Source organism: Tardiphaga sp. OK245 (genome assembly GCF_900108575.1).
GTDB classification, from domain to species: domain Bacteria; phylum Pseudomonadota; class Alphaproteobacteria; order Rhizobiales; family Xanthobacteraceae; genus Tardiphaga; species Tardiphaga robiniae.
In genome coordinates this window covers 258,055-271,893 of sequence record NZ_FNWZ01000003.1, presented here as the reverse complement: position 1 = coordinate 271,893, position 13,839 = coordinate 258,055, and the positions used below count along the sequence as shown (strand labels likewise).

Sequence of the window (13,839 nt, the reverse complement as noted above, 5' to 3'; positions counted from 1 at the left end):
AAGAAGGGCGCGGTCAGCCATGACCGCGCCCTTCTCTATTTTTGCGGTGATCGCAGATCAGCGCGCGGTAAAGCCGCCATCCACCGGCAGCGCGATGCCCGTGATGAAGGAAGCATCGTCCGAACCAAGCCACAGCGCGGCATGCGCCACATCCTCGGCCTTGCAGAGACGGCCCATGGGCACCGCCGCCAAAAGCTTGGCCTCGTTGGCCGCAGCTTCCACTGCGACGCCCGAGCGGCCGGTGAAACCGAGCTTCATCGGCGTATCCGCAAGACCCGGGCAGATCACGTTGACGCGGACTTGATCGAAAGCGAATGCCTGTGCCAGCGACTTGGTGAGGCCGACCACAGCGAACTTAGCAGCCGAATAGATCGGGCTCATCATGGAGCCGACAATGCCCGACACCGACGAGGTGAAGATCACCGAGCCGCCGCCGCGCTTGCGCATGTGCTTGATCACTTCGCCGGCCGCCAGCGTCGCCGAGGTGACGTTGAGCGCCATCGCAAATTCATAGGCCGTGAGGTCGAGATTCTCGACGCCGGCCGGACCCGGCGTGCCGGCATGAGCCCAGAGGATATCAATACCGCCAAGCGCGGCAGCCGCGTCGTTGATTGAACTCTTCATCTGTTCGGTTTTCGACAGATCGGCCTGGATGGTGGTGAGCTCATAACCCAGCTTCTTCATGTCGGATTTGAGCTCCGCGAGCGCGTCCGCATTGACGTCAATGGCGGCGACCTTGGCGCCTTCCTTGAGGAACAGTTCGACGCCGGCGCGTCCCATGCCCGATGCAGCGGCGGTGACGGCGGCGAGTTTATTGGCGAGACGCATTCTGTTGTCCTTGTGATGGTTTTGATATCGCGGTTCAGAAAAAGAAAAACGCGCAGCGCGGGGTCACCGACATCTGCGCGTTCTCATCGTTCGTTGCTGCAGCCGTTACTTGATCAGCGGGCAACCGCCGTCCTTGAGCGGACGGAAGGCCGTGTCGGCCGGGATTGTCGCCAGAACATTGTAATAATCGTACGGCTTCTTCGACTCAGCGGGCTTCTTGACCTGGAGCAGATACATGTCGTGCAGCACGCGGCCGTCGTCACGCAGCGTGGTCTTGCCGAACAGCGGATCGTCGAACGTACCCATCTCGCGGATCGCCTTCACGACCGCCGCGCCATCCTTCGGCGAGCCAACCTTGGCGACCGCCTTCAGATAGGTGAGCGACGCCGAATAAGCGCCGGCCTGGTTCATACTGGGATAACGGCCGTTGTTGCGCTTGGCGAAGCGCTCGCCAAAGGTGCGAGTCTGCTCGTTCAGATCCCAATAAAAGCCCTCAGTGAGCTGCAGGCCCTGCGCCGTGTTGAGACCAAGCGAATGGATATCCGAAATGAACATCAGCATGCCGGCGAGCTTCTGGCCTGCCTGCACGATGCCGAACTCCGAGGCCTGTTTGATCGCCTTGATGGTATCGCCGCCGGCATTCGCCAGTGCGATGACCTCGGCCTTGGAGGCCTGCGCCTGCAGCAGATAGGACGCGAAATCGTTCGAATCGGTCGGGTGCTTGATGCTGCCGAGCACCTTGCCACCATTGGCATTGATGACGGCTGTAGCATCACGCTCTAGCGAAGCGCCCAGCGCGAAGTCGACAGTAAGGAAGAACCAGCTCTTGCCGCCGGCCTTGGTCATGGCGTCGGCCGTACCGTGCGCCAGTGCCCAGGTGTCATAGGTCCAATGCACCGAGTTCGGCGTGCAGGCCTTGCCCGTCAGGTCCGACGTGCCTGATGCCGTGAACAGCGCGACCTTGTTGAGCTCCGCCGTGAGCGGCGCGACAGCCAGCGAGGTGGCGCTGGTCGGAATGTCGACGAGGACGTCGACGCCTTCGGTCTCGTACCACTTGCGCGCGATGTTGCGCGCGATGTCCGGCTTGTTCTGCGGATCGCCCTGGATCACCTCGACCTTGAACTTGTCGGCGCCCGGAAGCTTGTTGAAATCCTCGACGGCCATCTTGGTGGCATCGAACGAACCCATGCCGCCGATATCAGAGAAAATGCCGGACATGTCGGCGAGGACGCCGAGCTTCACCGGCGTCTGTGCCGACGCCATCTGCGCGGACAGCAATCCGAGCGACAGCGCCACGGCTGACACGGCAACAGTATTGCGAATGGTCATCTATTCCTCCCCTGACAAATTCCGTGATTCACCCTGGCAAGGCGCCAGCCCGGCAATCACGTGAATAATTCTTGTTTATGAATTTATAAGACCTATACGTGAATTGTAAGTCAAGACCGCCGCCGCCGATCTGGATGGCTTCAAGGACGTTTCGGCGATACAGGGGCCAACCAGAACGCGCAGAATCGCAAGCGTGTCGCGACGCGTGACGTGCCAACAAGGAAGAATGAGAATTCCAATGCTGGTCAGACAAGCTGCCAACGTCCTGGAACTTATGGAATATTTCGCCCGGCGCAAACGCCCCGCGACACTCGCCGAAATTTCGGACGACCTCGGCTGGCCGCGCTCCAGCACGTTCAATCTCGTCGGCACCATCGCCGACAAGGGCTGGCTCTATGAGCCCCGTGCGCGCAACGGCTACTATCCCAGCCCCCGCTGGCTAATGCTTGCCCGCGCTGTCGCAGATGCCGAGCCGCTCCCGGACGCGGCCCATGCGCTGGTGACCGAAATCGCCGACCAGACCGGCGAAACGACCGGCGTCGCCGCCCTCGCCGGAACGTCAGCAATCTTCCTGGATGTCGTCGAGTCCACGCATTCGGTGCGCTACTTCGCGCAGATAGGCGACCGCGTTCCGGTCCATGCGAGTTCGGTGGGCCGCGCCATTCTCGAGCAGCATTCGCCCGAGGAACGCAAGGCGATCTACCGCAAGATCAAGTTCGAAGCCTTCTCCCACACCACGCCGACAACGGCAGAAGCGATCGAGGACGAACTCAGGCAGGCGGCCGAGCGCGGTTATCAGCAGAGTTCATCGGAATATATCGCCGACCTCGCGGGCGTCGCCGTGCCCTTGCCGGTGCAACATCGCCGGTTGTCGCTGGTGGTTGCCGGTCCGACGTCGCGCTGCCTGACACGGCGTCCCGAAACGGCAGCCATCATCCAGAAGCTGATACAGAGATTCGCATCCGAACTCGCGTCAAGCTAAGCACTGCCCAATGTGGCGAGCGCTGCGCTTAAGCCACAGACGTCGTTAGTTGCTGTTGTTGTTCTGGTTCGGGAATTCGATCGAATTGTTCTGCTTGCCGGTGCCGAAATCGAAGACCTTGCGCGTGATACCCGGCGCAATGGCCGAGAGCGGGTTGACACGCAGGACGGGCGCGCCCGGCGTGCCGACGACTTCATAGGTCACACCGAACAGGCCTTCATTGCTGCCGCCACCGAGGAACAGACCGACCACAGGAATCTGGCCGAACATGTTGTTCAGCCCATACATCGGCACGAAGGTGCCGCTCATGCGCACCTGGTTGAGCGGATAGTCGATACTGCCTTCGATGGTCGCACCGATGGTCGGGCCTTTGACGACGCCGTCCCGAATGGTCAACTGGCCGTTCTGCCGCGTAAACTCGGCACGCAACCGCGAGAACGCGACGCTGCTCTGCGCCGCGTTCTGCCCGCCCCCGGCGACGCTGGCCAGTTGCGCCTCGCCCTTGACGTTGAAGTCGCGGATGTTGATCAGGCCTTCCTTGGCGCGGGCGTCCGACGATGGCGGATCCATTGCCAGTGCGAGCTGGCCCCCCGACATCTTGGAATAGGTGTCGGTCGCGCGCAGGAAGGCGCCGGCATCGTTGGTCTCGATATAGATGACATCACGGCCGGCGCCCTGGGAGCGTCCGCGCATGTCGCCCGTCAGCGGTGTGTCGCGTCCGAGCTTTCCGCTCAGGGAGAATTTCTGGATCGTACCGTTGCGTCGCGAAATCTTGGCATCGACGCTGCGAACCGCCTCGCCGTAGTAACCGGCAACAGCGCCGAGCTTCACGTCAATATCGAAGTCGACCGATTTGGTTTTGCTCTTGGGATCCCCATCCTTGCCTGAAATCGCCGATTTCAGGAAGCCGCGGCCGTCGAACACGTCGCCACGCATCGTGACTTTCAATACGCCATCCGGACCACGGTCTGCCTTCAACGACGTCTTGTCGCCTTCGGACGGCGAATAGGTCGGGAAGTTCACACCGACGAGGTCACCGTTCTGATCGACTTCGACGGAGCCCTTGATCGAAGCCCCACCGCCATCGACGACGATATCTTCCAGACGCGTTGTGTCGCCCTTCTTCACGACGTTGAAGACAGCGCGAGCGCTCTTGCCGGGCAGCTTCATCCAGCCCGGCAGGATATTGTCGAGCTTCAACGGCGTCAGATCGGCGTCGACCCCGAGCTTGCTGTCACGGTCCCCGGAGCCAATCTTGCCGACAACCTTGATCGGGAGATTGCCGACCACCGCCGGTCCGAGGTCCACACCGAGCCGCGCGCGGCTTGCATCGTCGAGCGTCGCGTTGAGACGCACATCGGCATCGCCATCGGTTGGCTTGCGATAGTCGAGCGATGCCGCCTGCCCGTTGATCTTGACGTCACCCTTGACCTGATAACCCTGATTGTTCGCTGTGACCTTCAGCGAATTGGCTTCGAGCTTCTGGTTCATCACCAGCTTGTCGGCGGAAAATGCCGTCAGATCCGCGGTGATGTTGTAGGTCGTATCGGCCTTGGTCAGTTCGTGCTGGATCGGCATGCCCATGGCGACCTGAGCGGTCACATTGCCCTTGGTGGTCGCCGGGTCGAGCATGTTGCCGGTGACTTCGCTCAGACGGTTGGAGTTGAGGACATCGGCCACGGCCGCCACCGGTCCCTCCAGTTTGAAACGCACGCGAGCTGGCGATGGCTTCGGCGCCATATCCGGAACTTCGAACACGATATCGCTGAGATTGAGCTTGCGTCCGCCCGCGGTCTCGGAGTTTGCCTGACCGATGGTCACGGTCGCGGTCCGTCCCGTGACGCGCGCGCGCAAATCGCCGTCGCGGATCACCGGCATACCATCCACCGGACGTAGCGCCACCCCATTGGCGAGGATCTTCACCGACAGCCCCTCATCGGGGATTGGCGGCCCACGCCGTGTCAGGTTCTTGGTCGGCGAATTGACCCCGATCTCGATGCTCTGAAGCTGCCCGCCCTCGATGCGTTCGGTAACCCATTCGCGTACTTCAGGCACGATCAGGATCGGCCACATGCGCTTGAGCGCCGAGGCGGACATCGGCGTGCCCGCAAAACCGAGGGTCATGCGCGGCTCGCCCGCATAATCAATGCTGCCTGTGCCGGCGACCCCGATCTCGCCGTTGCTGATATTCGCCCGCGTCAGCAAAACCCGGCGGTTGTCGGAATCGAAACGCAAGCCAATGTCGATGCTGTTGAAGATCAGCGGCGCTTCACCCGGACCTCCACCCAATACGATGGTGCCGCCGCTGATCCCTGCCTGCCACGAGTCGGTCGCGCCATTGGGTGGCTCGACATGGGCAAGCGAAGTGATGCGGTTCTCGCCGGACACGAACTTGAACGGCGCCAGCAGCACGCGGCGGCCGGCATCCCACTCGACGCTCAGCTCCGCCTGATCGATCGGCATCGGATAATCCGGCGTGTCATTATCGATGATGTTGCCGGCGCCTGCAGTGAGCTTGCCGCGGAAATAGGTCGGGAGGCCGTCGCGCCCGATTTCGCCCCTCAACTCACCGGTCAGCGGCAGATCGGCGCTGTAAGTCAGATCCTTCATGCGCAGCGCGAGCAGGATATTCCGGGTCGAGACCTTGTCGGCCCGCAGACTGACCGCACGCACGCCATTGGCTGGCGCACCGACTGTGACGCCGAGTGTCCACGGGGCCTTGCCGCCTTCGCCCACTGTCATCATGACGCCGCCGCCGCTCGGTCGCCGCAGGGTCAGGCTGATATTGTTGAAGTCCCACGTATTGCCGCGCTGCTGGTCATCGACCACCAGCTTGCCGTTCTTCAGACCGATCTCGTTGAGGTTCTGTCCGTCGAGGCCCGACAGGGTCAGGCTGTCGAGCCAATCGAGACCCGCAAGCAAGCCGGTGGAGGCCTCGCGCTTGTCAGCAGGGGGCTGCGGAATCTGGACCACTGGCGGCTGCGGCTGCCGCGGGAAGGTCAGTTCCGGTTGCCTGCCCGGACCGAGCCACGACCCTGGTGTGCGCGGCGATGCGACGCCCGTCGCGATCGGGCGAGCATTCTCGCCTGTCGACACGGTCACCTGCCCATCCGGCGTAATGCGCACGGCCAGTACAACATCGACCAGGTTGAGGCTTTCGGCACGCAAGCGCCCCATCATCATGGCAGCAGCGGAGAGCCGGACTTCGGCTTTCGGAGCACTAGCCACGACGGCGTGATCACGATCGCGGACGACGATGTCGCGGATTCGCACAGCCATCCGGACCCGCCCGGCGCGTTCGATCTGCGTGCCGCCAACTTCGACCGTATTACCCTGCCCGATATTGTCCTGGATCGCCTCGACCAGCCACGGTGTGGCCATGTCGAAATTGATCGGGCCTGCGCCCAGCCGGACCCACAAGGCGCCAAAGCAAACGCCAAAAATAATCAGAAGGATGCCGAGAACAGCCGCGATCCGCTTGACCCATCGACCGCCGAACAGCCAATCGCGAACCGCAACGAGTCGATCGCCGAAACGGTGCCAGCCACTATCTTTCTTGGACAGCAAGCGACGTGCACGGTGATGCCCGGCCTCGTCATGCTGATGATCCCAATCGGCATCATCCCATTGCAAGGACTCGTCATCGGCGCGCGATCGATACGCTTGTGGCGGCTTATTTCTGGCCATTGCCTCTCGGTGCTGGCGCTGACTATGAGAATGATCGTCACCGGCCCTTCGCGCATCGACAACCGATGAGCGCTCTTCTGCCGGCATCGCTGCCAATCCTCGGTTTGAATTATAACTCGTCGTGCGGTCGTTGCGGCGCCCCTATGGCGCACGGAACGTGTGTTGCGTCGAATCCTTTGTAACCATACTCCGAGACCAGCATATTTGGGCCAGCGCATTTGCACCGCAACGTGCCGCCACCCGATCGCCGGTGCTTTGCAATGTCATCACACTGAGCCGCTGAAAGCGACGAAAGGAAGGCGTATGTCCAAGAAATCGCGCAAGAATCCCTCGAAACGAGCCATCTGTACAGTGGCAGAAAACGCATCGGGCGCGAAAGCCGGATTGACGCTGGAAACTGCGGCCAAGCGCCTCGTCGGGCGCGCCGCGCAATTGAACCGCTGAACGCGAAGAAAGGAACATCCATGGCCAAGAAAGCCAGCAAGAAACCCGCCAAGGCCGCCGCCAAGAAAACGGCCAAGACTGCTTCTCCCTCGAAGGCGAAGAAGCCTGCCAAGGCTGCGACAAAGTCCCCAGCCAAAAAGGCTGCCGCCAAGCAAGCCAAGCCTGTGGCGAAAGCCGTGTCCAAGGCGCTAGCCAAGCCAGCCGCCAAAGTCGCGAAAGCTCCTGTCGCCAAAAAGGCTCCAGCGACTAAGACGATCGCCGCGAAGGCGTCGCCCAAAGCAGTTGCGAAGCCTGCGCCGCCCTCCGTGGCGGCACCGAAAGCAACTCGCGAGAAAAGCGCACCGGCGCCTAGTGTCGCGGCCGAGGGGGCCAAGGCTCCGGCCTTCCAGTTGCCCCGCGATGGCGGCGCCACGGTCTCGCTGTCAGACTATGCCGGCCAGAAGCTCGTGATCTTCTTCTACCCCCGCGCCAGCACTCCGGGCTGCACCAAGGAAGCCATCGACTTCACCCGCCTGTCCGCCGACTTTCAGGCAGCCAACGCCGCCGTGCTTGGCGTCTCGGCCGACCCGCTAAAGGCTCAGGAGTCGTTCCGCGACAAGTTCGCGCTGGGAGTTCCGCTGCTGTCGGATGCGACACAATCGATGCTGAAAGCCTATGGCGCCTGGGGCGAGAAATCCATGTACGGCAAGACCTTCGAAGGCGTTCTTCGCACCACGGTTTTGATCGATGCAAAAGGCAACGTTGCGAAGATCTGGCACAGCGTCAAAGTGGACGGACACGCAGACGCGGTGCTCGAAGAGGCACGTCGGATTTGATCAATGTCATTTGCTCAAAATTAACCATGAAGGGCTCAAATCGCCTCCGTTGAGCCAGCCGACGAGTCTCCGGCTGGCATCAGGAGTGCTGATGTCGAACCGCCCTACCCAATATGCCGAGTACCCTCAGCACCACGCACATGACCATGGACGGCCACAGGCGCGCCGCGTCGGGCCGGTCAAGGCGCCGCCCCCGAAAGCCAATCAAAGCGACTATACGATTGCTCATGGCGGCAAGCAGGTCCGCATCGGGCCTGTGGTGTTCTGGATCGTCGTCGGCACGGTGACCGTGCTGGGGGCATGGTCTGCGGCCACAGCCACTTACTTTGCCTTTCGCGACGACGTGCTGACCAAGCTCATCGCGCGCCAGGCGGACATGCAATATGCCTACGAAGATCGCATCGCCGAACTCCGCGCAAAGATCGACCGTACCACCAGCCGCCAGATGCTGGACCAGGAACAGTTCGACCAAAAGCTCGATCAGGTCATGCGCCGGCAGACCACGCTGGAATCGCGCGCCACGGCGCTCGGCACCATGCCCGATCTGTCTGTTACAGGTTCGATCGGCAAGCCGCCGGCCCGTGGCGCCGCGATCGAGCCTACGACATCGATCCCCAAGCCGTCGCCGATCAGCGACACGGTGACCTTCGTGGCGCCGCCGGATCGCGAAGCGCGGCTTGAGTCCCGCACCCCTGCGCTCACGGCCCAGCAACCTAACCAGTTCGCCAAACTAGGCGGCGTCGACAACGTGATTGGTCGCCTGCAGGCCTCTCTCGATCAGGTCGAGAGCCGCCAGATTGCGACACTCGCCGCGGCCGAAGAATCCATGGACTCCAAGGTTCGTCGCATGCGCGGCGCGATCTCGGACCTCGGGCTGAATATGGCGAAACTCGAATCCGCCACACCGCGCGCGCCCATGGGCGGCCCGTTTGTGCCGGTCAAATTGTCATCGAGCGCGGATCCGTTCGAACGCCAACTCTACCGCATCCACGTGACCCGCGCGCAGATGGACAAGCTCAACCGGACGATGGCGCTGGTGCCCTACCGCAAGCCGGTCGTCGGCGAAGTTGAATTCACCTCAGGCTTTGGCGTGCGCAGCGATCCGTTCCTCGGCCGTCCTGCGATGCATACCGGCCTCGATTTCCGCGGTGCTACCGGGGATCCGATCCGTGCCACCGCCAATGGCCGCGTCGTCTCCGCGGCCTACGCCGGCGGCTACGGCCGCATGGTCGAGATCGACCATGGCAACGGATTGTCGACCCGCTACGGCCATATGTCCGTGATCAACGTCAAGGTCGGCGATGTCATCAAGATCGGCCAGGTGATCGGCCAAGTGGGCTCGACCGGCCGCTCCACCGGTCCGCATCTGCACTATGAAACCCGGATTGACGGCGAGGCCGTCGACCCGCAGAAATTTCTCCGCGCCGGCGTGCGCCTCAACGCAGGCTAATTGCGGCATGCGGGGCATTGTTGCCCTGCCCTTGATGTGATTGAAGCGGGTCTCCGTCAATCCGAGGCAGCCCGTTGAAATCCCCCCAACGCATCGGTCCCCGTTTCCCCCGCCTCGGCCGGTTCTGTTTCCGCGCCACACGTCGGGTCGCGACCTGGGCGATGACGCTGGCAGGATTTCACGCCAACGACTCCCACTTTACGGTCCGTCGCATCTCGGAGCTCCGCGCCAAGCTGGCGCGCGGCGAAACGGTTCTGCTCGCCGGCCTCGGACTGCCCGGCACGCACAATTCCGGCGTGGCGCTGGTCGAAGTCACGCAGGCTCACGGTCCGCGCCTCATCATCAACAACGAAGAAGAGCGCTTCTCGGGCGACAAGCACACCACGCAATATCCGCGCGCAGCACTCGATGCGATGCGCGTCACGCTGCAAGCGATGGGCCGTGACGTCGCCGATATCGATGCATGGATGACGACCTGGGACTATCCCGATCTGCTCGGCACGCTGGTGCGAAGCATCGTCGAAGAACTTCCCGACGGATTGAAGCTGCTGCGCACCAAGAACTCCGTCAGCTTCGACGCACGGCGCCTCGAGCAGATGACGCGGACCCCGAAGCTGCTCCGCAAGCAATTCGGCCTGCCCGCGCGTGTCCCGCTGCTGATGGTGCCCCATCACGACAACCACGCCTGGTTCTCCTTTGCCGCATCGCCCTTCCCCGATGACGAACCGGTCGCGATCGCCGTGCTGGACGGTACAGGGGATCTGGGCTCGGTCTCGCTCTATGTCGCCAAGCATGGCGAGATGCAGCGGCTCTATTGCAATAACAGCGTCTTCGACTCCTTGGGTGCGTTCTACAGCGTCATCTCGTCGACACAGGGCGGCTGGACTTGGCTCTCCAGCGAGGGCCGCTATATGGGCGCGGCCGCCTGGGGCGACATGGACCGCGCCAGCAATCCGTATTACGCACGCTTGCGCGAGGTGCTGCATTTCGGTGCAAATGGTGAGATCCAGCTCAACCGCGCCATGGGCAACTGGTACTGCGACCCGTTCGAGGCGCCTTATAAGTCCGCATTGATCAAGATTCTCGGCGAGCCGCTCAAACCAGATCAGCTCTGGAATCCGGACGCCGTGCTGCGCGTCGAAGATATCCAGCACCGGCCGGATACGCAGGACCGCCTCGATAAAGCGGCAGCGACGCAGCTTTTGTTCGAGGACGCGATGAAGCACGTCGTCGATCATCTGCTGCGCAGTACCGGCGCGCATCGGCTGGTGCTCACCGGCGGCGTGGCACTGAACGCGCTCGGCAACATGCGACTACTGCAGCATTTCGACGAGAACTGGTTCACCCAGGCTCAGGGGCGTGCAAAACGACTGCATCTCTGGATCCCGCCGACACCCGGTGATCCCGGTGTGACCATCGGCGCGGCCTGGATGTTCGCGCATCTTGTCGGTGCACCACGCGGCGCCCCTATGACGCATGCTTTCTATTGCGGTGATGCGCCGACGCAGGGCGACATCACCGCGGCACTGCAGGCTGATGACATCAAGACACAGACGATCGGCAATATCTCAACGCCTGAGGGCTGCGATGCAATTGCCGACCTGATGGCCTTCATGGTCGCGCAGAATGGTATCATCGCGCTCTATCAAGGCGCGGCGGAGACCGGCCCACGTGCGCTCGGCCATCGCTCGATCCTCGCCAATCCCTGCGATGCCGGTACGCGCGAACGGCTCAATGAACGCGTGAAATATCGCGAGGCGATCCGCCCGTTGGCGCCGATGGCGACACTTGACGCGGCGCACGAGTATTTCGATTTGCTGGAAGGCGCGTCTGACGCGAACTACAACGCCTACAATTACATGGTGCTGACGGCGCAATCGAAGCCGCATGCACGGGAGAGAATTCCGGCCGTTATCCATGCCGATGGCACCGGACGTATCCAGATCGTCCGCGCCGAGGACGATCCACTAACCTATGCCTATCTCAAGGCGCTCGGTCGCCATATCGGCGTCGAGCTGTCGGTGAATACCTCATTCAACGTCGCTGGCCCGATCGCACAGACGCCGCAGCAGGCCGTCGAGACCCTGCGCCGTTCGGCGGGTCTCGACGTGGTGCTGATGGTTGCGAGCGACGGTCAGATGACTGCCGCCTGGCATGGCGGCACCCGCGACAGCGGCCGCTTCACGGCCTGGCTGTCGGAGTGGACACGCAGCCGCAGTTAGACCTTGCCGATCTTCCTTGCGACGGCAACCAGACGCGCGCTGTCCTTGGCCACGAACGCCGCGAACTCTTCCGAGTCCTGATAGGCGGGCATGTTGCCGGCAGCCTCGAATGTCTTAGTGACTTCCGGATCGCTCATCGCCTGCTTCATGGTCTCGCGCAATTTGGTCACGACAGGAGCTGGCATTCCCTTCGGCGCGAACAGACCGGCCCAGATGTAGAACTCGACATCGGGATAGCCCAGTTCCTTGAACGTCGGCAGATTCGGGAAGGCAGCGAGGCGTTCACCGCCGAAGTTCGCGAGAACACGCAGTGTCCCGGCATCGACATGTTGCTTGAGCGTGCCCGGCGCCGAGGCCAGCGCCTGGATTTGGCCGCCCAGGAGATCGCTGATCGCAGGCGTTGCGCCGCGATAAGGGACGTGGAGCAGCTTGATGCCAGCGGCGATCGCAAACATCTCCATCGAGACGTGCAACGTACCGAACGGGCCCGACGATCCGTATGATATCGCTCCGGGTCGCGCCTTGGCGTCGGCGACGAATTCCTGAATCGTTTTCCACGGCGCGCTGGCCGGCACGGCGAACAGGGTTGGATCTGCGAGCACGCGCGCAACAGGCTGCAGTTGATCGACTTCATAGGCGACCGGCCGATCGTAGATGCGATCCGACTCAGGCAGCACCGCAAGCGACGACAGCGTCATCAGCAGCGTATGCCCATCAGGCTGGGCGCGGGCAACGGTCGCGTTGCCGAGCGAGCCGCCAGCGCCGCTGCGGTTGTCGATGATGACCGGCTTGCCGAGGACCTTCTGCATATAGCTCGCGACCGGACGTGCGGCGATGTCGGCCTGCCCGCCAGCCGGAAATGGCACGACCATGGTGATGTTGCGGCTCGGCCAGGCTTCCTGCGCGCGTACACCCTGACCGGTCAAAGCGAGCGTCGACAAGCCCCCGAGGCCGGCAATGAAGTCACGACGTTTCATATTTGTCTCCCGTTTTGTTTTTGAGCAACGCATTGGTTTCAGTCGCATCCAGGGGACGACGCACCATCTCGGGAGACAGCGCCTGCGCGCCTTGGAGCTCTTTCAAAGCTCTAAGTTGCTGAAGCTCGCAGAATTGAGCGTGGGGCAGATGATGCCCCGCGCCTCTTCATCAAAACCGCAACCTGTGTAGGCTTAATCAGCCGACCGGGTTTTCGAGTTTGCCGATGCCGCTGACCTCGATCGTAACCACGTCGCCCTTCTTCAGGAAGCGCGGCGGCGTGAAACCGAGGCCGACGCCAGCCGGCGTTCCGGTCGCGATCAGATCGCCCGGCTCCAGCGTGATCCCTGCCGAGAGCGTCTCGATCAGCGTCGGAATGTCGAAGATGAGATCGGTCACCGACGCATCCTGGCGCTTTTCGCCGTTGACGGATGTCGTCAGTCGCATTTTCGTCGGGTCGGGCATCTCGTCAGCGGTCAGGATCGCCGGGCCCATCGGGCAGAAACCGTCGATGCCCTTGCCGATGAACCACTGACGATGCTTGTGCTGCAGCGTGCGTGCCGTGACGTCATTGATGATCGTGTAACCGAACACATGCGCCAGCGCGTCTTGCTTCTTGATGCCGCGGCCGCCACGCCCGATGACGACCGTCAGCTCGCCTTCGTAGTCGGTGCTGTCGGTCGGATCGAGATAATTCGGAATCGACTTGCCGGAACCGATCACCGTGCTCGACGGCTTCGTGAAGATGACTGGCGCTTCCGGCACGACTTCCTTTGCCGAGGAGTCGAAACCGCTGCCCGCGAATTCCTTCGCGTGCTCATGGTAGTTCTTGCCAACGCAAAACACGTTGCGTGCCGGGCGCGGGATTGGCGCAAGAAGCTCAACGCTGGCGATAGGAAGGGGCGCGCCCGCTGAAGCGGTAAGCGTACCCTTCAGGCTATCGAAATTGGCAATTAGCGCGATCATATCGGGGGCAACGTCGCGCGGCAGCGGCGAGACCTGAGTGAGCGCCTGATCTGCAATGCCAACCGTGGCCCGGCCCTCATGCAGGAAAGTAACAAGGTGCATTCTTCCTCCTGATATGTCTGCTTGTCCGGCGAACGGATC

At 62.3% G+C, this 13,839-nt stretch carries 11 protein-coding genes; 6 read left to right on the top strand and 5 right to left on the bottom strand.

The window, feature by feature from the left end:
• Nucleotides 1-57: 57 nt before the first annotated feature.
• On the bottom strand, nucleotides 58-828 hold the full coding sequence (locus BLW80_RS13875) for an SDR family NAD(P)-dependent oxidoreductase (protein ID WP_093758413.1): 771 nt from the start codon (nucleotides 826-828) through the stop codon (nucleotides 58-60).
• A 105-nt stretch (nucleotides 829-933) separates the two neighbouring features.
• On the bottom strand, nucleotides 934-2,157 hold the full coding sequence (locus tag BLW80_RS13870; protein ID WP_093758412.1) for an ABC transporter substrate-binding protein: 1,224 nt from the start codon (nucleotides 2,155-2,157) through the stop codon (nucleotides 934-936).
• Between the two features lie 238 nt (nucleotides 2,158-2,395).
• Between BLW80_RS13870 and BLW80_RS13865 the strand changes: the two genes are divergently transcribed.
• A complete protein-coding gene (locus BLW80_RS13865; RefSeq protein WP_093758411.1) occupies nucleotides 2,396-3,139 on the top strand; it encodes an IclR family transcriptional regulator in 744 nt (247 codons plus the stop codon).
• A 45-nt stretch (nucleotides 3,140-3,184) separates the two neighbouring features.
• Here BLW80_RS13865 and BLW80_RS13860 read toward each other — a convergent pair whose 3' ends face one another.
• Nucleotides 3,185-6,418 carry a YhdP family protein gene (locus tag BLW80_RS13860; protein ID WP_244528228.1) on the bottom strand — a complete coding sequence of 1,078 codons (3,234 nt, stop codon included), beginning with the start codon at nucleotides 6,416-6,418 and terminating at the stop codon, nucleotides 3,185-3,187.
• Here BLW80_RS13860 and BLW80_RS30765 point away from each other — a divergent pair.
• The 5 genes from BLW80_RS30765 (at nucleotide 6,374) to BLW80_RS13845 (ending at nucleotide 11,757) form a co-directional block, all read left to right on the top strand.
• On the top strand, nucleotides 6,374-6,895 hold the full coding sequence (locus BLW80_RS30765; protein WP_244528226.1) for a hypothetical protein: 522 nt from the start codon (nucleotides 6,374-6,376) through the stop codon (nucleotides 6,893-6,895). The two genes, BLW80_RS13860 and BLW80_RS30765, sit on opposite strands and share 45 nt — an antisense overlap.
• A 234-nt stretch (nucleotides 6,896-7,129) precedes the next feature.
• Nucleotides 7,130-7,270 carry a hypothetical protein gene (locus BLW80_RS30290; RefSeq protein WP_158005733.1) on the top strand — a complete coding sequence of 47 codons (141 nt, stop codon included), beginning with the start codon at nucleotides 7,130-7,132 and terminating at the stop codon, nucleotides 7,268-7,270.
• A gap of 20 nt (nucleotides 7,271-7,290) precedes the next feature.
• Entirely contained in the window at nucleotides 7,291-8,085 is a 795-nt protein-coding gene (locus tag BLW80_RS13855) for a peroxiredoxin (protein ID WP_093758409.1), read from the top strand.
• Nucleotides 8,086-8,176: 91 nt separating this feature from the next.
• Nucleotides 8,177-9,535 carry a M23 family metallopeptidase gene (locus tag BLW80_RS13850; protein ID WP_093759081.1) on the top strand — a complete coding sequence of 453 codons (1,359 nt, stop codon included), beginning with the start codon at nucleotides 8,177-8,179 and terminating at the stop codon, nucleotides 9,533-9,535.
• A 74-nt stretch (nucleotides 9,536-9,609) separates the two neighbouring features.
• On the top strand, nucleotides 9,610-11,757 hold the full coding sequence (locus BLW80_RS13845) for a carbamoyltransferase C-terminal domain-containing protein (protein WP_210185327.1): 2,148 nt from the start codon (nucleotides 9,610-9,612) through the stop codon (nucleotides 11,755-11,757).
• On the opposite strand, the gene BLW80_RS13840 is transcribed toward BLW80_RS13845, so the two are convergent.
• Both BLW80_RS13840 and BLW80_RS13835 read right to left on the bottom strand, forming a co-directional pair.
• A complete protein-coding gene (locus BLW80_RS13840) occupies nucleotides 11,754-12,734 on the bottom strand; it encodes a tripartite tricarboxylate transporter substrate binding protein (protein WP_089264130.1) in 981 nt (326 codons plus the stop codon). The two genes, BLW80_RS13845 and BLW80_RS13840, sit on opposite strands and share 4 nt — an antisense overlap.
• 196 nt (nucleotides 12,735-12,930) lie before the next feature.
• A complete protein-coding gene (locus tag BLW80_RS13835) occupies nucleotides 12,931-13,800 on the bottom strand; it encodes a fumarylacetoacetate hydrolase family protein (RefSeq protein ID WP_093758407.1) in 870 nt (289 codons plus the stop codon).
• Nucleotides 13,801-13,839 lie beyond the last annotated feature (39 nt).